This is a genomic window from Mycobacterium sp. NGS62 (assembly GCF_059812285.1).
In genome coordinates this window covers 1-18,965 of sequence record NZ_JCALCK010000020.1, presented here as the reverse complement: position 1 = coordinate 18,965, position 18,965 = coordinate 1, and the positions used below count along the sequence as shown (strand labels likewise).

Sequence of the window (18,965 nt, the reverse complement as noted above, 5' to 3'; positions counted from 1 at the left end):
TAACAGCACCAGCCTAACAGCGCTCTCGGCAACCCCGGTGTCTACGCTAAGCCGACACCCACTCGTTACCAGGCCGCTATCGTCCGCACCGCGAACCGCCCCGGCCAGGTCAGCCGGAACGCCGAAGGTGGGCAGCCAGAGGTGCACAATGCAACGATACGACATGTACCCGATACCCGCAAGGGGTATCGCCGCCGACGGCCGGTTTGGCGGGAGCAAGTAGGCGCGCCGTATGGTCGTTCGACGCGAGTCTTGCAGTGTCTTCACAGGCACAATGAACGGAGCCCAACCTTGCACAGCGAAGTTGTCAACCACGTCGCGGCCGTAGAAGGGGCGCCATGCAGGGTTTGAATCCGATGCGATGACCGGGCCACTTCGATCGCGCACGCAGGATACGCGTGAGAAGGCCGCCACCGCGATTGCATGGTCGGGCTCGCTGGCTGCGACCGGCGGTGCTCTGTGCTATCTGGGCGGCTTGTCTGACGCTCGCGGTCATCACCACGTGGCCACTCAACTCGTTCGCGCTTGGTCGGGCTCCTTCGAACTCGCCGATGCACAGGCACGCCGAGCGGTCGGGTCGGCGGCAGTCATTCCGTCGGGACATCACCATTCCATCCGCATTGTCGAACCCACAGCTGGTTTCCTGCTCTTCGTAGATCCGCGAACCGTCATCGGCGGCCAGATCGACGCGATGGTCGATCACTGTGATGGCCCACGCGGATGGGTAGCGGCGGGGCAGGTGCTGCAAAATTGGGCCGAGCCCGAGCCGTCCGATCCGGCCCGGCTGCTCGATGAACTCATGGCAGCGCTTTGCGCCGCGTCTAGTAGCTCCAGAACAAACACCTGGCATCCCAGCGTGCGTGCGGCCATCGATCTAGTTCCCCAAATCTTGCCTGGACCTGTCAGCCTCTCCGGGGTCGCCAAGCAGGTGGCACTCTCACCGAGCCGACTCAGTCGGCTGTTCAATGATCAAGTGGGCCAATCGTTTCCCACCTACGTGCGATGGGTGCGGCTTCGCCGCGCGATCGATGCGTTGCGCGACGGTGTATCGCTAACCGACGCCGCGCACCTAGCGGGATTCACCGACAGCGCCCACGCCAACCGCGTCTGCCATGAGATGTTCGGCCTATCGCCCAGCGAGGCGAGCCGACAACTGGTGTGGGGATAGCCCGCCGTTACTGCATGAAAACGATCGATCCATACAAGCGCCGCCAGGCCGGCGTGAGCGACGGTGGTCACTATGACCGCTCTTATCCGCTACGGCTATGTGCCGTTCATGCTCATCGGAATCAACGGTGCCGCCGGATATCTGGCGGCGCGGGGCGCTTCCGAATGGTGGACGATCGGCCTCATCGCCGTGGCCGTTGGATGCTCGTTCGCTGCCGAGCGCGCACTGCCCTACCGTCGTGACTGGAACACCGCGCTCGATGATGCTGGGCGCGACATCACCCATACCATCGTCAATGAGACGTTCATCCTGGCCAGCGTCGGGGTCATTCCTGCACTGGCTGCGGTCACGCCGTTTCATCGGTGGTGGCCAGCATCGTTACCGTTCGTCGCCCAGTTGCTGATCGCGATTGTGATCGCCGACTTCGGCATCACCTCTATCCACCTGGCCAGCCACAAGGTCGGCTGGCTGTGGCGGCTGCACGCCGTGCACCACAGCATCAAGCGGTTCTACGGCCTCAATGGACTGATGAAACACCCCGTGCACCAGGCCGTCGAGATGATCGGCGGTGTGCTACCCCTGATCATCACCGGTATTCCGGTGCGGGTGGCCTCCGCACTGGCAGTCTGCGTTGCGGTGCAACTGCTGCTCCAGCACGCCAATGTCGACTATCGTGTCGGGCCACTGCGCTCGGTGCTCGCCCTCAACGAAGGACACCGATTCCATCACCTGAAGTGGGCCGGTATCGGTGATGTCAACTTCGGTCTCTTCACCCTGATCTGGGACCATCTCTACCGGACGTACTCCTACGACCCGCAGCGCCGTTTCAGTTCCGACGACCTCGGCATGGCAGCCAAACCCGACTATCCGAACGGTTATCTGCAACAACTCGCCGAACCTTTCCACGCCGGCGGCGCCTGCCGCTTGGAGCGAACCAGCGCTACCGAGCGCCCGAATCCAACAGCGGCAATGTCATGACCGCAGCCGACTCCGACACGATTTCCACCGAGGGCGACGTCTTCGTGATGAAATTGGCGACAGACGGGCACGTCGCGTTACGAGCGCACTAAAGCAGCTCGACATCATCCTCCACAAAACCGTTCTCTCACGGTACTTCTCACGGATTTCGCTGACCCGGGATTCGTATACACGTGCTCATCACTCGGCGCACCGGTTTGGAGACTCCAACCTCGGATGGCGCCCCGCTACGTGCTACGACGGCACCTCGAAGCCCCCGCCGGCGGGCTGGCTGTGATCAGCCTCGTGAGAATCGTTTCGAATCAGCTCAATTCGCTGTTGAACCCACCCGGAGACGGACTGCCCCCCGCAGGGCGAATCGAGAGGCGGCTCAGGCCTGCAGTGGGTGGATGGTAACGGGAGCTTCCAGCGGCTGAATTCCGCTGCGGCTCCCCGAGCAGTAGTGTCAGTGCGTCGAATCCGTTGCTATTCAATGTTACTGGTCGATCGTCGCGATCTGCTATACTGTGACGCTAATGCATTGTGCATTGTGGTCTGCAGGTAGCCATGTTCCATGGTGCTGGACCCGGGCGTACGCGGGGGAAGCAATTGGATCGCTCGGCACGTGACCGCCATGTTTCTGGACCGAATTTTCGGCAAGATCCGATTGAACCATAGTGGCTGTGGGCACACTTGTAGCGGTCGAGCTGCCACTGCCGTCAGGGCGCCGGAGGCAACCGGCCGTCGACCGAGGAAAGGACTTGTTGTGATGAGAATCAGAACACTGGCGGCCGCTGTCACCGCATTGGCGGCGCTTCTCGCCATCGGCGCATGTAGTAATTCCAGCAATGACCAAGCACGCCACCCGACAGGGAGCGCATCGACTTCAGCGACGGCGACGGATGCCCATAACCCGGCGGATGTCGAGTTTGCACAGCAGATGATTGCGCATCATCAGCAGGCGATCGAGATGAGCGACATTGTGCTGGGCAAGCAAGGGATTGATCCTCGTGTCGTCGATCTGGCCGATCAGATAAAGGCAGCCCAAGGACCTGAGATTCAACAAATGCAGACTTGGTTGAGTCAGTGGGGGATGCCGACCATGCCACCGATGCCCGGAATGGGCCCGGGCCAAAGTGGGACGCCGAGCCACACGATGATGCCCAGTCAGAGCATGATGCCCAGTCAGAGCGCAATGCCGGGGATGAGCGGGATGATGTCCGAGCAGGACATGACCGCTCTACGAAATGCGCAAGGTGTGGAGGCTAACAAGCTGTTCTTGACGCAGATGATTCAACATCATCGGGGCGCGATCAGCATGGCGCAGAACGAGATCAATTCCGGTCAATTTCCTGCGGCGACCGAAATGGCACGCTCGATAGTCACCAGCCAGCAGCAGGAAATCGAGACCATGCAGAAGGTACTGGCCTCGCTGTAACTGTCAAGGCGCGCAAGGAGGCGTATGACGACGATACAACCGCCCCGAGCAGCTGACCACGGTAGCGACGCTGGCGAACTGCCGACAACGCGTGCTTCCCGCACACCAAGGCGACATCCATGTCAGGTAGCCTGCGGCGCACCGCGTCAACGTCAGCTGTTCAATGTCGTTGCTTGGCAGACGGGCCGCTTGACCTAAACTGCCCGGCTAGCGAAGCTCACTGCATGCCCGACTGAAACCGGCGGAGCCGCAGGCTGTTACTGACGACGAACCCCGACGAGAGCGCCATCGCTGCGCCGGCCAGCATCGGGTTGAGCAGCCCGGCAGCCGCGAGCGGCAACGCTGCGACGTTATAGGCGAAGGCCCAGAACAGGTTTCCCTTGATCGTGGCCAACGTCTTGCGCGAAAGCCGGATCGCGTCGGGAACCGCGCGCAAGTCGCCGCGAACCAAGGTCAGGTCGCTGGCCTCGATGGCGACATCCGTGCCGGTGCCCATCGCAAGTCCGAGGTCGGCCTGGGCCAACGCGGCCGCGTCGTTGACACCATCGCCGACCATGGCCACCACCTTGCCGTCGGCCTGCAGCCGCTTGATGGTGTCGACCTTGTCCTGGGTCAGCACCTCGGCGATGACGTGATCGATGCCCACCTGACCGCTGATCGTGTGCGCGGCGGCCTTGTTGTCGCCGGTGAGCATGATCGGCGTCAAACCAAGCGCGCGAAGCTGGCGGATGGCCTCGGCCGACGTCGGCTTGACCGCGTCGGCGACCACCAGCACGCCGCGCGGTCTGCCGTCCCAGCCGACCGCGACAGCCGTCTTGCCCTCGGCCTCGGCGTCTCGCATCGACCGCGCCAGTTTGTCCGGCAGGTGCTGGGACCAGTCAGCCAGCAGCCGCTCGCGCCCCACTACCACCGCGTGGCCGTCGACGATGCCCTGGACACCAAGTCCCTGATGGTTAGTGAATTCTTCGACTGCCGCAAGCTTTCCGACCTTCTCGCGGGCCGCCTTGGCGATTGCAGCGGCGATGGGATGCTCGGAGGCGGCCTCCAGTGCCGCGGCCACCTGCAGCACCTGATCCGGGTGTTCGCCGTCGGCGGTAATCACATCGAGCAGGGTCATCGCGCCAGTGGTGACCGTGCCTGTCTTGTCCAGGACGATGGTGTCGATGTGTCGGGTCGATTCCAGCACCTCGGGACCCTTGATGAGTATGCCGAGCTGGGCGCCGCGGCCGGTGCCGACCATCAGGGCGGTCGGCGTCGCCAGGCCCAGTGCGCACGGGCAGGCGATGATCAACACCGCGACGGCGGCCGTGAACGCCGCGGCGGTCGACCCGCCAACGAGCATCCAGAACCCCAGCGTCGCCACCGATAGAGCGATAACGATGGGAACGAAGATGGCCGAGATCTTGTCGGCCAGCCGTTGGGCCTTCGCCTTTCCGGTTTGCGCCTCCTCGACGAGCTTGGCCATCTGTGCCAGTTGGGTGTCAGACCCGATCCGGTTGGCGCGCACCACGAGTCGGCCACCAACGTTGACGGTGGCCCCGACCACGTGGTCGTCGGGCCGCACCTCCACCGGCACTGATTCGCCGGTTAGCATCGACGCGTCCACCGCCGAAGCCCCCTCGACGACGACGCCGTCGGTCGCGATTTTCTCCCCTGGCCGGACCACGAACTCATCGCCGACCGCGAGTTGTTCGATCGGAATGCGTTGCTCCACACCGTTTCTGCGCACCGCGACATCCTTGGCGCCCAGTTCGAGCAGTGCGCGCAGCGCGGCGCCGGCCCGCCGCTTGGAGCGGGCCTCGAAGAATCGGCCGGCCAAAACGAACGTTGTGACGCCCGCGGCGACCTCCAGATAGATGTTGCCGGCGCCATCAGTGCGGGTGGTGGTGAACTCGAACGCGTGCCTCATTCCTGGCATCCCCGCAGTGCCCAAAAACAGCGCATAGGTGGACCAGCTCAAAGCGGCGAGCGTGCCGATCGAGATCAGCGTGTCCATGGTCGCGGTGCCGTGCCGCAGGTTGGTCCACGCGGCTTGATGGAATGGCCATGCACCCCAGACCACTACCGGAGCCGCCAGCGTCAACGACAGCCATTGCCAGTTGGTGAACTGGAGCGGCGGGACCATCGCCATCGCGATCACCGGCACGGTCAGCACCAGCGAAACCAGCAGCCGCTGCCTCAGCGACGCGGTGGGATCGTCGTCGACCCGCTCATTCGCGCCGCCGTCGGAGACGGCCACGTTGGCCTGCGGAAGCTGCGCGGTGTAGCCAGCCTCCTCGACAACAGCCAGCAATTGATCGGATGTGACATCGCCGACGTAATCCACGCTGGCCTTTTCCGTCGCGTAGTTGACCGTCGCGGTGACGCCGTCAAGCTTGTTGAGCTTCTTCTCAATTCGGGCCGCGCACGACGCGCATGTCATCCCCTCGATCAGCAACTCGACGTGCCTGTTCGGCGTTGTCTCGATGACGGGATGCACGATGTTCTCCTTATCAATCTGCACCAACTCGGCGGGCTGACGGACCGCCAGCGCCGACGGCCATGATTTCCCGCCGGCGCTAGTGAATAGCGGCGCGGAATCGGTCTCGCGGGACGGGCTATCAGCTCGCGAGCTGATAGCCGGCCTCTTCGACGGCGCACTTGATCGCGTCATTGTCCACGGGGTTGTCGCTCTCGACAGTGACCGTGCCGCTTGGCACGTCGACGTCGGCAGCTGTGACGCCGGGGATGCTGCCGACCTCCTCACGTACCGAGGACGCGCAATGCCCGCAGGTCATACCGGTAACTGTGATGGTGACGGTGCTCATGTCGCTTCCTCTCAGTTGGGCTGGTTCCCCGGTGCTGAAGCCAGCACGAACTATACCCCCGCAGGGTATACATTTCAAGTTCGCCTAGCTCATACAGTAGGGGGGTATTGTACTGGTGATGCTGGTGCGAGGGATGGGCACGACAGAGGCGCCTTGTGGATCTCGGCGCGCAAGCACTACGGATGGCCACCCATCCTGTCGCAGGCGCGGTTGGGTGTTCACCGCCCCTAACCAGTGGCTACATCGGCGATTCTGGGAGCACTCCCCAGGCGGCACCGGCTGCGATGCCGAGCCCGAGACTCAGGCCCGCCGCCAGAATTGCGGTGCGTGCGGACCATTTCTCAGCGACGACGACGTCGCCGGTCGTCTCTTTTTCGGGCCGCTGAAACGACGGGATGATCCAGCGCAGGTAGTAGAACAGACTGACCAGGGAGTTGACGAAGACGACCACGGCGAGCCAGGCCTGGCCACCATCCCAAGCAGCGGTCGCCGTGGTGAGCTTGCCGACGAACACCGCGGTCGGCGGAGTACCGACCAGGCCGAGCAGTGCAACCAGCAGCGCACCGGCCAGCCAGGGCCGAACATAAGCCAGACCGCGGTACGAGTCGAGCTGGCGTCGGTCCGGCAGCGCCGTGCTCACGGCGAAGGCCGCGCTGTTGGTGAGCGTGTAGCCGGCGAGGTAGAACAGCAGCGACGGGAGCGCGAGATCGCTACGGCCCGCGACGGCAATCGGAACCAGCAGGTAGCCGACCTGGCTGATCGTCGACCAGCCCAGCAGTCGCCGCGGATCGTGCTGCCAGTAGGCGGCGAGGTTGCCCAACGTCATGCTGGCGACGGCGATCACCGCGACCAGCAGTGACCACGCCACCTGGCCGGGCAGCACGTCGACCAGGCGGTAGAGCGCAATCAGCGCACCGATCTTCGGCACTGTGGTCAAGAACATGGCGGCGGTGCCAGTCGCCCCTTCTGCCGCATCGGGAATCCAGAAGTGCGCGGGCACACCGCCGGCTTCGAACATCAGACCCGCGATGACACCGAGCAGTCCTGCGGCGACAGCAGCACCCGGCGCACCGCCAAGACCGGCAGCCAGGTCGTTGTAGCGGGTGCTACCGGCAATCCCGTACAGAACGGTCACGCCGAGCATCAGGACGATCCCGAACAGTGCGCCGATCAAATAGGCCTTCATCGTCGCCTCGGCGCCGTTGGCGGAGCGCACCAACCCGATCAGCCCATAGAGCGGAATGCCGGCCAGCAGATACCCGGTTATCAGCACGAGCAGGTCGTCGGCTCCAACCAGGACCAGGATCCCGGCGGTGGAGAACAGCAGCAGCGCATACGTCTCGCTCTCGCGGACCGAGCCGGCAATTTCACCGGCGGCCACCGCGAGCACCAACAGCGTCCCGACCATGACCACGACCCGCGCCACACCGGTGGCGGTGTCGACGGCGAAGGTGCCGTCAAAAGCGGTCCGATCCGGACCGGTCATAGCGATCACGGCGGCGGCAATGGCACCGCACAGCGCGGCGGCGGCGACTCCCCGGGTCCACCACTGGCGGTTCCGGGCCAAAAACGACCCGCTGATCAGTACTACTAGTCCGCCGGCGAACACCAGCATCTCGGGCAGCATCAGCAATGGCCGCATCCCGGTTTCCACGTCCGGCTACCGGCCCACTAGTCCGACGACCGCGTGAGCGGCCGGTTCGATCAGATCGAGTAACGGCCGCGGAAACACGCCGATGACAACGGATAAGGCGAGAAGCACTCCGACAGACCATGTTTCGAAAGGACGAAGGTCGACAAATCCTACCGAGTGGCCGCGCGTCTGGCCAGTGAAGATGCGCTGCATCGCGCGCAGAAACAGCGCCGCGGTGATCAGAATGCCGGGCAGCGCGACGGCGGTGATCGGTGCGGCGGCGATACTGCCGGCGAAGATCTGAAATTCGGCGATGAAGCCGGAGAATGCCGGCAATCCCAGGGAGGCGAACGCACCGACCGCGAAGAGCCAGGCCAGTTTCGGCGCCGGGCCGGCGAGCCCTCCGTAGGTGCCCATGTCGTAGGTCTTCGAACGTTCGTAGAACACCCCGGCGATCAGGAACAGCGCGGCGGTGATCAAACCGTGGCTGACCATCTGGGTGACGGCACCGGTGACCGCGACCCCGCGAGCCTGGGCGGTGCCGCCCGCGATCAGCCCGGCGGCACCGACCGCAAGCACGATGTAGCCCATATGGTTGACCGAGGTGTAGGCGACCATGCGTTTGAAGTCGTTCTGCGCCAACGCAACCAGTGCGCCGTAGAGCACCGACACCACGCCGACAACGATGATCACCCACGCCCAGGCGCGCCAGGCCTGCGGCAGCATCGGCATCGCGATTCGCACGAACCCATAGGTGCCCATCTTCAGCAGCACCCCGGCCAGCACCGCCGAGCCGATCGCGGGGGCGTCGGTGTGGGCCGGCGGCAACCAGGTATGGAAAGGGACCGTCGGGGTCTTGACCGCGAGGCCGAGCAGGATCGCCGCGAGAACCAGCCCCCCAACGACGGGGCTTCCGCTCAAAGGCGTGGTGGCGGCCAGGTCGACCATGTCGAACGTGTGCGGATCGGCCGCGATATACAGACCGATGAAACCGACCAGCAGCGCCAGCGAACCCAAAAAGGTGTAGAGAAAAAACTTCAGCGCCGACCGGCCGGCATCGCCGTGACCCCATCCGGCGATCACGAAATACATTGCCACGATCGATAAATCGAAGAAGACGAAGAACAGGATCAGATCAGCGGACACGAACAGACCCAGGCTCACGGTCTGCAGGAACAAAAACAACGCGGCCAGCGGTTTAGGCCGGTCCCGGCCGCGCAGCGCGTAGACCGCACACGCCAGGAAGATCACCGCCGTCATCACCAGCAGCGGCAACGACAGCCCGTCGACACCGAGGTGGTAGCTGCTGTTGACCCCGGGTATCCACCGAGCCTTCTCCTCGAATGCCAGCGCACCCGGTCGCGGCGTCTGGTAGAGCGCCCACACCACTACGGTCAGCGCCACATCGGTGGCTGTGACCACGACCCAAATCCATTGGGCCGCAGCATCACTAATGCGTGGCAGCGTCAGCAGCACCAGTGCTGCGGCCAGCGGCAGGAAAACGATCACACTGAGCACAGTCACCTCACTACAACCAGGAGCAGGACACCGAATGCCAGCACCACCACGGCCGCGAGGTAGTACTGGTGCAGCAGGCCGGTTTGCGGTCTGCGGGCCAACTCACCGAGCCGGCGCATCCACCCGGCGACCGCTTCCACCGCGCCGTCGACCGCGCGAATATCGGTGCGCGCTACACGGTGTGCTGCCCGCAGCGAATGGGTTGCGGTTGCCTCCACAACCCGGTCGAGCACCCCGTCGTCGAATCGCGCCAGGACGCGCCCGAGACCGAATGTGGGCCGAACGACGAGGATATGCGTGGCGCGTTCCAGGCCGAGCCAGGCACCGGCCCACTGGGGCTCGGGTACCCACCAGCGCGCCACCGCCACGACCACCACCAGCGCCAGCACCGCCGAGGCCACCAGCTCGAACGCGGTCGCGGATGGGCTCGGGCCGTCGTGCAGCGCCCGGGTGAGAGCCGCACCGATCGGCGGCAACGCCAACACTCCCGCCACCGCAGCGCCGACCGCGAGGACGACGACAGGGGCTTGCTGGAAGCCATTGGGGCCGAGGTCCTCTCGCGCCATGCCCGGGCTGCTGCCGGTAGTCCTGGTGCGCCACAGCACGACCAGGACCTTTCCCGCGTAGGCCGCCGAAAGAGCCGACGCGGCTACTCCCGCCGCGTAGAGGGCGGAGGAGTAATGCAGGGCTGCGGCCAGCACCGTATCTTTGGTCGCCCATAGCGACAGCGGCGCAATCCCGGCCAGAGCGAGGGCGCCGACGGTGGCCGACCAGCCCAGCAACCGCCACCGCCGCGCGACGCCCCAAAGGTCGTCGAGCTGCTTGCTGCCCAGTACCGACAACCAGGCCCCCGCCGCGAGAAATAATCCGGCCTTGGTGAAGGCGTGGGCGATCAGCTGCGCGGCGCCGCCACTGACCGCGCCCAGACCCGCCGCCATCACCACGAACCCGAGCTGCGCCGCCGTCGAGGCGGCCAGCAGCTGTTTAAGATCACGCTGCGCCACCGCGACCGCGCCCAGCAGCAACGCCGTCCCGACGCCCATCCATGCCGCAACCGGTGCGGCCCACCCAGTGGCCGCGAGCAGCGGCTGCGTCCGCAGCAGCAGATAGGCGCCCATGGCGACCATGGCAGCCGAGTGCAGCAGCGCGCTGACCGCGCTGGGGCCCTCCATGGCCCGGGACAGCCAGAACGAGAACGGAAGCTGCGCGGCCTTGCCGAGGGCCGCGACGAGCACCCCGAACGCGATGACGTGCCGCCACCCACTGCTCGCCTCGGGCAGATCGGCCAACGCCAGCCCGGCGCCGCCGGCCAAGGCCGCCGCCGCGGCCAGGTAGAGGCCGAGGTCGGCGGTGCGGGTGGTCAGAAACGCGGTGAGCCCGGCCGACATCCGGTGCTCGTCGCGCCACCAGAACCCGATCAGCGCGTACGACGCCGCCCCCATCACCTCCCAGGCCAGCAGCAGCGTCGGCAATGTCGTTGCCGTCGCGGTCACGACGACGGCAGCGGCGAACAACAGCATCAACCCGTGGAAGCGGCCTGGCGCGTCGCGGATGTCTCCGGCGGCGAACAGCAACACCAGCAGCGTCACCGCCGCGACGGCGGGAACCACCATGGCGGCCAGCGCATCTACCCGCAACGCGAAATCCGTGCCCGCCATGAACGCCACCGCCAGTTGCGGGCGGGTCAAGCTCACGACGATCGACAACACCAGCATTACTGCCGCGGTGGTCACCGCGATCGTCGCGGCGAGCCGATCAATCCGGCGGGCCAGCAGTAACGTCGCGCCGGCCACCGCCGGCGCGAGCATCAGCAACCACAGCGACAGCTGTCCAGGTATGCCCACTACCACGGTCAGCCGGACAGCTCGGTGGCCATGTCGGTCATGTCGGCGCGGTGGTCGCGGTGCAGCAGCGTCGCGACCGCGAAGCCCATTGCCATTTCCACGGTCATCGCCGCGATGATCACCAGCAGCAAAACCTGGCCGGTGGGCGCCGGCGCGAGGAACCACCAAAAGCCCGCAGCCGCAAGGATGATCGCGTTGATCATCAACTCCAGGCCCATCATCACCATCACCACGACCTGTTGCGATAGCGCACCGTAGAGCCCGACGCTGAACAACGCCGCCGCCACCAGCAGCACCGTGTCAAGGGTCATCGCCCGATACCTCCCGGCTGCGGGTCGCGGGCGGGTCGTTGTTTCAAGTCATCGCCGAACCGGTCGTAGCGGCTCCGCTTGGCGGCCAACGCAATCCCGGCCACGATGGTGGCCACCATGATTGGGCTGATCACGGCCATGGCGAGCATCTTCGGTCCCATCAACTCCTCCCCGAGCGCGGCGGTGACATCAGATGGTGGCGCGCCGCGCCGCGGTGGCCAGTCGACCAACAGGATCCCAGTCGCCAGCAGCACGAAGGTGCCCACGGCGGCGGCGAGCGCCCGACGATTGTCGTGCACCATGCTCATAGGCATCAGCGCCGGGTTCATGCCCATGAACATGACCATATAGACGGCCATCACCGCCATCTCCATCACCATCATCAAGATCGTCACGACACCGATGTAGTTCTGCGCCAGCAGCAGCACTGCGACACCTACGGCGACGAACGACAGCGCCAGCGCATAGGTAGCGCGTGCCATCGAATTCACCCAGAAGACGGCCGCCCCCGCCAGCACGGCGATCACGGCCGAGATCCAATAAACGACGCCGACGATCATGGGTCAGCTCCTCCAGGTAGCGATTACGGCCACGACCAGGTCTTGCGCGAGGACGGCCGGCAGCAGGACCACCCAACCAAGCTCCATGAACTTCTCCGGGCGAAAGACCGGAACCCGCCGACGCAGCCACACCAAAACCGTCAGCAGCGAAACGGTTTTCACCAACACCCACAGCCAATCCGGCAGCAGCGGCCCGGCGCCGCCGCCGAGGAACATCGGCACGGCGAAGGCGGCACCGGCGGCCAGCAACGCATGCCGGCCGGCGTCAAACACCAGCCGGTCCACACCGGACAGTTCGGCGGTCACACCGCCGGCGAGATCGGCGCCGAGCGCCGGCGTGAACGGCCCCCACACCGAAAATGCCACCACCCCAAGGCAGTAGACGACAAACGCGACTGGCATCCACACCGCGAACCACAATTGATGCTGCGCAGCGGCGACCTCGCCGACACGTAGGCTCTCCGCAGCAATGGCCGGCGCGACGAGCGCGAACATCAGCGGCAGCTCATAACCCAGACCGTGAGCCAGGAATCGGTAGCCGCCGATGAGCGAATGCGCCGAGTTCGGGCCCCAGCCGGCAAGCCACACCAGCGCCCACACCATCACGTCCATCGCGTTGAACCACACAACGCCGACATCGAGATCGAACAGCGTCCACCGACCCAGCGGCACCACGGTGACCATCAACAACGCGGCAACGATCAGACCCGCAGCGCCGATCCGCCACAGCAGCGAGTCCGCCGCGACGGTGGTGCGCCGGCGCTGCCGCATCAGCCGCGCCGCCTCCCACAGTGGTGTGGCCGCTCCGCTGGCGCGGACACCGTCGCCGCGGGCGGTCAACATACCGTCGAGGGAGGCGGCATACAGGGCGAGAACCGCCAGCAACGCCGCGGCCGCGACAGCCCATGCGCCGGGAACCATCGTGACCGCTGGCTCACCCATGAGAGGTGCTTCTGTCCGTAGCCCCGGTGTCGATGCCGAGACTGGCGACTACCAGGCGGGCAGTGGCGATGTCCAGGCCACGCACCAGGCCTGGCAGCACATGGGTGATCTTCGTCGGGTCTGGGCGAAATGCGTTGGCAGCCAGAGGGTCTCGTAAGAGTGTCTGTGCCAGGTCGACTCGGGTGAGCAGCCGATCGTAGGTATCGCCGGCAAGGGCCGCCGGCAGCTGATGACGGTCGAGGTTCTCAGCCGCTAGCGGAGCGAGGTCGCGCAATGACCAGCGCAGCAACCTGGACCGGCGGACCATGCCGTGCACTTTCTCCAGCAAGACTTGTGCTCGGTCGACGTCAGAGCCGCCTAACAACAGGTCCCTTGCCTGCCGCGCTATAGCCGATGCCCGCGACCAGCCCGCCAGCTCCAGCAGATCGACGATGTGGTCGCACTGCCGGGCCGCCACCACTAATTCGGTATTCTCCGGTGGGGCCTGATGTCGGCTGTCATGGTCGGTCTCGACGACCCGTGCCTCGGCCTCGACAACGACGTCTCCCTGCGATGAGCACCACAGCACCAAACCCGCCGGCCAGTGTGGCAGAACCGGACCGAGACGCACGTGCAGGACATCCATCTCGAGGCCATCGCGGTCCTCCCCGCCTCGGGCTAGAGCAATGCCGGCAGGCGCCATGTCCATGTCGTGGTGGTCGATGCCGTGGTGATCGCTGTGGTCCATGCTGTGGTGATCGCTGTGGTCCATGTGGCCGTGGTCCATGCGGTCCCGATCGGCGGTAGTGTCCGGCGATTGCGCACGATCACGGGCGTCGATTCGCTGCCGCCTGGAATCGAGCAACTCCGCGACTGCGCGATCCAGCACCGAATCGATCGACTGCTTGTCCGTAATGTCGATGCGTACCCTCGGGCCGGGCAGTTGGTCCCAGACCCGATCGACGACTTCGGCCAACTCTGATCCGGGCATACCGCACACCGCTAAGACATCGGCGTCCGCCGGGGACACCGCTGCACACCACCGCCGAGCAGCGCCACAGCGCTCCACCGCTGCACGCAGGACCCAATCTCCTGGCACCTCGACGGTCAGGACGTGGACCCGGCGGACAGCAGATCGAGCCAGGACGGCGGTCATACCCATCGCAGCGCGCCCTCCCGCCATGCCCACGCCACCGCGACGAACAACGCAGCCAAGAAGAGGAACATCTCGACGATCGCGGTGGCGCCCATCTGTGCGACGACCAGAGCCCACGGGTACATGAACAGCATCTCGACATCGAAAGCGAGAAAGACGAGTGTCGCTAGATACCAGCGCACGTGATACCGCGACAAGGCATGCTCCTCGGGCCGCCATCCCGACTGGAAGGGAAGCGACGTCAACGCCTCCGGCCGGACTGCCGTAAGCCGATGTAGGCCATAGATTCCCGCGACACCGGCCACAGTGATCAGCAACATCCATGCGACACCGGCATACATCGCTGCGCTCCTTTCACCGGTGCAGGCCGCTGAGACTTGTCCACATTCGACGTGCGGAGCCCACCGGATTATGGTCTACCATGGTTCGGCGACCTAGAGGGAACCGATTTGACGCCAAGTTGCTTGGGCCATATCACCGACGACAGCAGTCCGATGTAATGGTCGGCGGCCACGGTGCGGTCAGCCACGAGCCGGTTACGCGCATCCAGGGTCAAGTAGTCTTCCATGTCCTCGCTGAGTTTGGCTTTCAGGGTGGTCTTTATGTCACCTCCCGACGCACACCAAAAGTGTGATACACCAGGGCGTTTCATGTTCAATCGTATCTTCGAAAGAAGTGCGCAGTATCGTCGCGGTTAGGCCCAGCTGGAGCCGACGGCGGAGTCGGTGGAGGCCATGTTGTTGCCGGCGGTTTGGACTTTTTGGCCGTGGGTGTTGGCTTGTTCGTAGATGACTTGGAAGTTGCGGCCCAACTGGGTGATGAATTCTTGGCAGGCCACTGAGCCCGCGCCGCCCCAGAAGTCGCCGGCGGCAAGCACATCGCGGACGATGGCCTGGTGTTCGGCCTCTAAGGAGGCGGCCTGGGCGCGGATCAGCGCACCGTGGGCATCCACGTCGCCGAATTGGTAGTTGATGGTCATCGCGGGTTCTCCTAGCTGCTCAGGATCTGCTGGGACGCTTGTTCTTGGGATTCGTAGTTGTTGGCGTCGCGGATCAGCCCGTCGCGCACGCCGTGGAGCATGTTGACGATGTTGCGAAACGCGGTGTTCATCTGGCCCATGGTGTCGTGGGAGGTCAGCTGGGCGGTTCCGCTCCAGCCGGCTCCGGCGATGTTTTGGCTGGAGGCCCACATTTTGCGGGCTTCGTCTTCGACGGTTTGGGCGTGCAGGTCAAAGCGCCCGGCCATGTCGCGCATGGCGTGCGGGTCGGTCATGAACCGAGTGGTCATTGGAATCTCTCCTTAACTTCAAAATCATCAGTCGTGCTAGGCGGTGGTGGCTGGCGTCACGACCGGCCAACGAGAACGGATTGGTTTCCTCCTTTGTTATCCGACGGTCCCCGAGGGCGGTACCACCGTCAGGCGGGGCATGAAGCGGAGGTCGGCTTGGCCGACGTTGCCTATGCTGCGCCCGGCTATAGTTGCCAGCGGTGCGCCGAGCATGCTTCCAGGACCGCCTGCTGTGGCTCCTGGTGCGGCGGCCAGGCTGGTGCTGGGCAGCGCCGCTGCGGCTGGACTCATAGCCGGGGCCGCGGCCCAGGTCTGGGGCACCGACAACGCCCCGGCCGTGGCTGCCCGGCCCATACCCGCAGACACCGCCGCTCCGCCGAGTCCTGACGAGCTCGTTGCCCCCAGCCCGCCCGAACCGAGCCCGCTGGCCAGACCCGATCCGGAAGCTGCAGTGCCGGCGGCGGTGACGGCCGGCATCAAATTCTTCAGCTGATTCATGTTCGAGAGGAGCGCACTCGATATCCATCCGACCGAACTTGTCATCGACAAAGCCGGCTGCAGGGAGCCTAGCGACGAACTCAGCGACGACGCGGACAACGTCGACGACAGCGGCGATGAGAGCTGCTGCAGCGCCGTGGGCACCGTGGAGGTCACTTGCGACAGGATCGCCTGCGCGTTGGTGCTGGCGGAGCTGCCGACAGCTTGGGCGACCGCGACCCCCTGCCCGGAAAGGCCAGCCGGGTTGGTGGTGGGCTGCAGCGGAGCGAACGGGGTCAAAGCCGACGCACTCGCCGAGGCGCCGGCGTAGCCGTACATCGCAGCGGCGTCCTGAGCCCACATCGCCGCGTACTGTGCTTCGGTGGCCGCGATCGCGGGCGTATTTTGCCCGAGGATGTTCGTCGCAATCAACGACATCCACAGGCTGCGGTTGGCCGCGATGACCGGTGGCGGCACCGTCATCGCAAACGCCGCCTCATAGGCGGCCGCGGCGGCCCTGGCCTGCGAAGCCGTCTGGCCGGCCTGAGCAGCAGTGGTCGTCAGCCACGCCACATTTGGTGTGGCCGCGGCCGCCATCGACGCCGACGCGGGGCCCCGCCACGGTCCGCTGGCCAACCGTGAGACCACCGAGGAATAGGAGCTCGCCGTTGAGTACAGCTGCGCGGCGAGGCCATCCCACGCCGCCGAAGCGGCCAGCATCGGTCCCGAGCCCGCACCGGCATACATTCTGGCCGAGTTGATCTCGGGCGGCAAAGCTGCGAAATCCATCACTTCACCTCTGATTGCTTAGCCGGCCGCTACGGCGTTGGCGGCCTCGGTGACCGCATACGAACCGGCGGTGACGCCGAGAGTGGTCGTGAACATTTCGTGGATAGCCGCGGCCTGAGCGCTGACGGCCTGGTACAGCTGCGCGTGCGCGGCAAACTGCAGTGCCGTCAACGCCGATACCTCATCGGCGGCGGCGGGAATCACCGCGGTCGTCGGGACGGCGGCGGCAGCGTTCCCGGCGCTCATCGCCGAGTCGATACTGTGCAAGTCGCCGGCCGCCGCCGTCAACATTTGCGGCTCGACGGTGACTGAAAACATGGACTTCTCCTTAGAGACATGGAATTACGGACATGGACCGCCCCTGTCCGCTGCGGTGGTGTCGGGTGCGCTGATGCGGTCGCTGGCGGGATGGAACTGCGGCAGCTGACTCGGCTAGGCCGAGTCGGACAGGATTGATGTATTCATTGCTTTCGGCGTTGACCGAGGCGGAGGGCGGCCGGACGGTTGACGGTGGGCGGAGCGCTCACCGGCCGTCGTGGCGTAGCACAACGGCCTGCCGGCGGCCGATCAGCGGCGAGCTATGCAGAACCGCGTCAAGAGGTCTTGACCGGGGAAGACAATGGCAGCTGCCCCGGGGGGGCCGCGCCCGACCGGCACCACAAGTTTGACCCGCGAACCCGCGATGGCGACCACCGCCACCGTGAGACCGAGCGCGATCAGCGCGGTAACGGGCGCCGGAAGCGGCGTAGTCGCGAACACCTTGGAGCATCTGGCGGCGAGGCCCCGGTCAACAGATACATGGTCGGCCCGCATGCTGGACGCGCCAGGACCAGACCCGCCATCCAGCGAGGTCACGACGGCCTGTGGTGAGTGATACGTGAGAGGTGCGAAATGCACCAGGCCGCACGCGAGGGCACCGACGACCAACCACACTGCTGCCGCCATCGCGATAACGGATCGCAACTGCATCAGACTACCTACTCCGCGGGATCTCACAATGTTTCAACTGTACCCGCGTATAGGGGGGTATACCATAGGCGGAGCAGTCGATACTGCTTTGTGCCCGGCCCGCAATCATGCCTGCCGTTCGCGCTCACGATGCAGGTCAAGCGGCCATAGACGGTCCAGCCGCCGCAAGTGGCTCGCGCAGTTGCCCACCGCCTCCGCATACCCTTACCCGCCAGAGGTACCTCACGTTCCAAGGCTCCCACGACAACATGAACACCGCCGCTTCGATTTATTGGCCCCGAAGCATGAAGAATAACCCCGGAGGCGATGGCAGCTGTTCGCGTCGAACCCGTTAATGACATGGGGATTCCGCGCCGATCATCGAGTGCTTAACGGTTGATCTTCCAGGTCTATGCGGACGAACGCACGATGATGACATCGACGCGGCCAAACTTCCGCTACTTCGCGCACTGTCGCGTAGCAATACCGTTGTGCGGCAACTCTTTCGAGTCGTCACCGTCGCGGGCCGGCGCCGGGCAGGATGACCTGGGGATGGGGACACAGGGGGCTTGCCGCGCGGCGGCGTGCCGAGCCGATGCCGGTCTCGGCCTCGGCCTCGGCCTCGGCCGGTGATAGCCGGTACCGCCGCTCGGTTGATGGTGCGCTCGACATGAGCGGGTTGCAGGCCGCGCCCGGGTTGGAGACGGTTGAGGGCAACTGCGGCGATGATGCCAATGAGGACCAGCCCGCCCCAAACCAGTGCGCCGGCGCTGAGCCGTTGGGCCGCACCGAATATCGATCCGGTGGCCAAGTTGCCGACGAGGATTCCGGCTCCGACGATGGTGTTGTAGAACCCGTAATGGGTGGCCACCAGCCGGTCTCCGGCCAGCGAGACGACGGTGTCCATCTCGAACGGAAAGACCGCGGCCGAACCGACGGCCAGCAGCGCCGCTGACACCAACAGGGCGCCCACCGCCGCCGGTGTTCCAAACCGCTGGCCGTCAGGAATGACGGCCAGCGGTACGAACGACGCCGCCAGAATGGCCGCACCGATGGCCAGGCTGCGTCCGGGCCCCCAGCGTTTGGTCAACCAGCGGGTGATGCGCAGCTGTCCGCCGATCGCAACCAGGCCAGAGACAACGAAAAGTGCT

General features: G+C 65.3%; 19 protein-coding genes. 3 read left to right on the top strand and 16 right to left on the bottom strand.

Annotated elements, in window-relative coordinates:
* Positions 1-361: 361 nt before the first annotated feature.
* The 3 genes from AC5Y49_RS23540 to AC5Y49_RS23530 all read left to right on the top strand — a co-directional run bounded on the left by AC5Y49_RS23540 (position 362) and on the right by AC5Y49_RS23530 (position 3,563).
* Complete coding sequence (locus AC5Y49_RS23540; RefSeq protein WP_499891800.1) at positions 362-1,168, top strand: helix-turn-helix domain-containing protein; 807 nt, start codon at positions 362-364, stop codon at positions 1,166-1,168.
* Positions 1,169-1,240: 72 nt separating this feature from the next.
* A complete protein-coding gene (locus AC5Y49_RS23535; RefSeq protein WP_499891799.1) occupies positions 1,241-2,146 on the top strand; it encodes a sterol desaturase family protein in 906 nt (301 codons plus the stop codon).
* Between the two features lie 748 nt (positions 2,147-2,894).
* Positions 2,895-3,563, top strand: a complete 669-nt coding sequence (locus AC5Y49_RS23530) for a DUF305 domain-containing protein (RefSeq protein ID WP_499891798.1) — start codon at positions 2,895-2,897, stop codon at positions 3,561-3,563.
* Between the two features lie 217 nt (positions 3,564-3,780).
* Here AC5Y49_RS23530 and AC5Y49_RS23525 read toward each other — a convergent pair whose 3' ends face one another.
* The 16 genes from AC5Y49_RS23525 to AC5Y49_RS23450 form a co-directional block, all read right to left on the bottom strand.
* Positions 3,781-6,042, bottom strand: a complete 2,262-nt coding sequence (locus AC5Y49_RS23525; protein WP_499891797.1) for a heavy metal translocating P-type ATPase — start codon at positions 6,040-6,042, stop codon at positions 3,781-3,783.
* A 121-nt stretch (positions 6,043-6,163) separates the two neighbouring features.
* Positions 6,164-6,370 carry a heavy-metal-associated domain-containing protein gene (locus tag AC5Y49_RS23520; RefSeq protein WP_499891796.1) on the bottom strand — a complete coding sequence of 69 codons (207 nt, stop codon included), beginning with the start codon at positions 6,368-6,370 and terminating at the stop codon, positions 6,164-6,166.
* A gap of 238 nt (positions 6,371-6,608) precedes the next feature.
* Positions 6,609-8,012, bottom strand: coding sequence for an NADH-quinone oxidoreductase subunit N (locus tag AC5Y49_RS23515; RefSeq protein ID WP_499891795.1), 1,404 nt, complete (start codon positions 8,010-8,012; stop codon positions 6,609-6,611).
* 18 nt (positions 8,013-8,030) lie between these two features.
* Entirely contained in the window at positions 8,031-9,521 is a 1,491-nt protein-coding gene (locus tag AC5Y49_RS23510) for a complex I subunit 4 family protein (RefSeq protein ID WP_499891802.1), read from the bottom strand.
* A 2-nt stretch (positions 9,522-9,523) separates the two neighbouring features.
* Positions 9,524-11,329 carry a proton-conducting transporter transmembrane domain-containing protein gene (locus AC5Y49_RS23505; RefSeq protein ID WP_499891801.1) on the bottom strand — a complete coding sequence of 602 codons (1,806 nt, stop codon included), beginning with the start codon at positions 11,327-11,329 and terminating at the stop codon, positions 9,524-9,526.
* Positions 11,330-11,373: 44 nt separating this feature from the next.
* Complete coding sequence (locus AC5Y49_RS23500; RefSeq protein WP_499891794.1) at positions 11,374-11,676, bottom strand: NADH-quinone oxidoreductase subunit NuoK; 303 nt, start codon at positions 11,674-11,676, stop codon at positions 11,374-11,376.
* Complete coding sequence (locus AC5Y49_RS23495) at positions 11,673-12,236, bottom strand: NADH-quinone oxidoreductase subunit J (RefSeq protein ID WP_499891793.1); 564 nt, start codon at positions 12,234-12,236, stop codon at positions 11,673-11,675. The genes AC5Y49_RS23500 and AC5Y49_RS23495 overlap by 4 nt, the downstream gene beginning before the upstream one ends.
* Before the next feature lie 3 nt (positions 12,237-12,239).
* Entirely contained in the window at positions 12,240-13,178 is a 939-nt protein-coding gene (locus tag AC5Y49_RS23490; RefSeq protein WP_499891792.1) for a complex I subunit 1 family protein, read from the bottom strand.
* The gene (locus AC5Y49_RS23485; RefSeq protein ID WP_499891791.1) at positions 13,171-14,319 is read right to left on the bottom strand and encodes a hypothetical protein; all 1,149 of its coding nucleotides are present in this window, start codon (positions 14,317-14,319) and stop codon (positions 13,171-13,173) included. The genes AC5Y49_RS23490 and AC5Y49_RS23485 overlap by 8 nt, the downstream gene beginning before the upstream one ends.
* On the bottom strand, positions 14,310-14,654 hold the full coding sequence (locus AC5Y49_RS23480; protein WP_499891790.1) for an NADH-quinone oxidoreductase subunit A: 345 nt from the start codon (positions 14,652-14,654) through the stop codon (positions 14,310-14,312). The genes AC5Y49_RS23485 and AC5Y49_RS23480 overlap by 10 nt, the downstream gene beginning before the upstream one ends.
* A gap of 353 nt (positions 14,655-15,007) precedes the next feature.
* On the bottom strand, positions 15,008-15,292 hold the full coding sequence (locus AC5Y49_RS23475; protein WP_499891789.1) for a WXG100 family type VII secretion target: 285 nt from the start codon (positions 15,290-15,292) through the stop codon (positions 15,008-15,010).
* 11 nt (positions 15,293-15,303) lie between these two features.
* The gene (locus tag AC5Y49_RS23470) at positions 15,304-15,600 is read right to left on the bottom strand and encodes a WXG100 family type VII secretion target (protein ID WP_499891788.1); all 297 of its coding nucleotides are present in this window, start codon (positions 15,598-15,600) and stop codon (positions 15,304-15,306) included.
* Positions 15,601-15,696: 96 nt separating this feature from the next.
* Positions 15,697-16,866, bottom strand: a complete 1,170-nt coding sequence (locus AC5Y49_RS23465) for a PPE family protein (protein WP_499891787.1) — start codon at positions 16,864-16,866, stop codon at positions 15,697-15,699.
* Between the two features lie 18 nt (positions 16,867-16,884).
* Entirely contained in the window at positions 16,885-17,184 is a 300-nt protein-coding gene (locus tag AC5Y49_RS23460) for a PE family protein (protein ID WP_499891786.1), read from the bottom strand.
* A gap of 249 nt (positions 17,185-17,433) precedes the next feature.
* Positions 17,434-17,835, bottom strand: a complete 402-nt coding sequence (gene lpqS / locus AC5Y49_RS23455) for a putative copper homeostasis (lipo)protein LpqS (RefSeq protein WP_499891785.1) — start codon at positions 17,833-17,835, stop codon at positions 17,434-17,436.
* A gap of 331 nt (positions 17,836-18,166) precedes the next feature.
* Positions 18,167-18,965 (bottom strand): MFS transporter (locus AC5Y49_RS23450; RefSeq protein WP_499891784.1); only part of this gene is annotated, 799 nt, incomplete at its 5' end.

Bases quoted from the DNA above. Each gene is read 5' to 3' on its own strand.
- AC5Y49_RS23540 (WP_499891800.1), top strand. From the start codon at position 362: ATGACCGGGCCACTTCGATCGCGCACGCAGGATACGCGTGAGAAGGCC.
- AC5Y49_RS23535 (WP_499891799.1), top strand. From the start codon at position 1,241: ATGACCGCTCTTATCCGCTACGGCTATGTGCCGTTCATGCTCATCGGA.
- AC5Y49_RS23530 (WP_499891798.1), top strand. From the start codon at position 2,895: ATGAGAATCAGAACACTGGCGGCCGCTGTCACCGCATTGGCGGCGCTT.
- AC5Y49_RS23520 (WP_499891796.1), bottom strand. From the start codon at position 6,370: ATGAGCACCGTCACCATCACAGTTACCGGTATGACCTGCGGGCATTGC.
- AC5Y49_RS23515 (WP_499891795.1), bottom strand. From the start codon at position 8,012: ATGCGGCCATTGCTGATGCTGCCCGAGATGCTGGTGTTCGCCGGCGGA.
- AC5Y49_RS23505 (WP_499891801.1), bottom strand. From the start codon at position 11,329: ATGCTCGCGCCGGCGGTGGCCGGCGCGACGTTACTGCTGGCCCGCCGG.
- AC5Y49_RS23500 (WP_499891794.1), bottom strand. From the start codon at position 11,676: ATGACCCTTGACACGGTGCTGCTGGTGGCGGCGGCGTTGTTCAGCGTC.
- AC5Y49_RS23495 (WP_499891793.1), bottom strand. From the start codon at position 12,236: ATGATCGTCGGCGTCGTTTATTGGATCTCGGCCGTGATCGCCGTGCTG.
- AC5Y49_RS23490 (WP_499891792.1), bottom strand. From the start codon at position 13,178: ATGGGTGAGCCAGCGGTCACGATGGTTCCCGGCGCATGGGCTGTCGCG.
- AC5Y49_RS23485 (WP_499891791.1), bottom strand. From the start codon at position 14,319: ATGGGTATGACCGCCGTCCTGGCTCGATCTGCTGTCCGCCGGGTCCAC.
- AC5Y49_RS23480 (WP_499891790.1), bottom strand. From the start codon at position 14,654: ATGTATGCCGGTGTCGCATGGATGTTGCTGATCACTGTGGCCGGTGTC.
- AC5Y49_RS23475 (WP_499891789.1), bottom strand. From the start codon at position 15,292: ATGACCATCAACTACCAATTCGGCGACGTGGATGCCCACGGTGCGCTG.
- AC5Y49_RS23470 (WP_499891788.1), bottom strand. From the start codon at position 15,600: ATGACCACTCGGTTCATGACCGACCCGCACGCCATGCGCGACATGGCC.
- AC5Y49_RS23465 (WP_499891787.1), bottom strand. From the start codon at position 16,866: ATGGATTTCGCAGCTTTGCCGCCCGAGATCAACTCGGCCAGAATGTAT.
- AC5Y49_RS23460 (WP_499891786.1), bottom strand. From the start codon at position 17,184: ATGTTTTCAGTCACCGTCGAGCCGCAAATGTTGACGGCGGCGGCCGGC.
- lpqS (WP_499891785.1), bottom strand. From the start codon at position 17,835: ATGCAGTTGCGATCCGTTATCGCGATGGCGGCAGCAGTGTGGTTGGTC.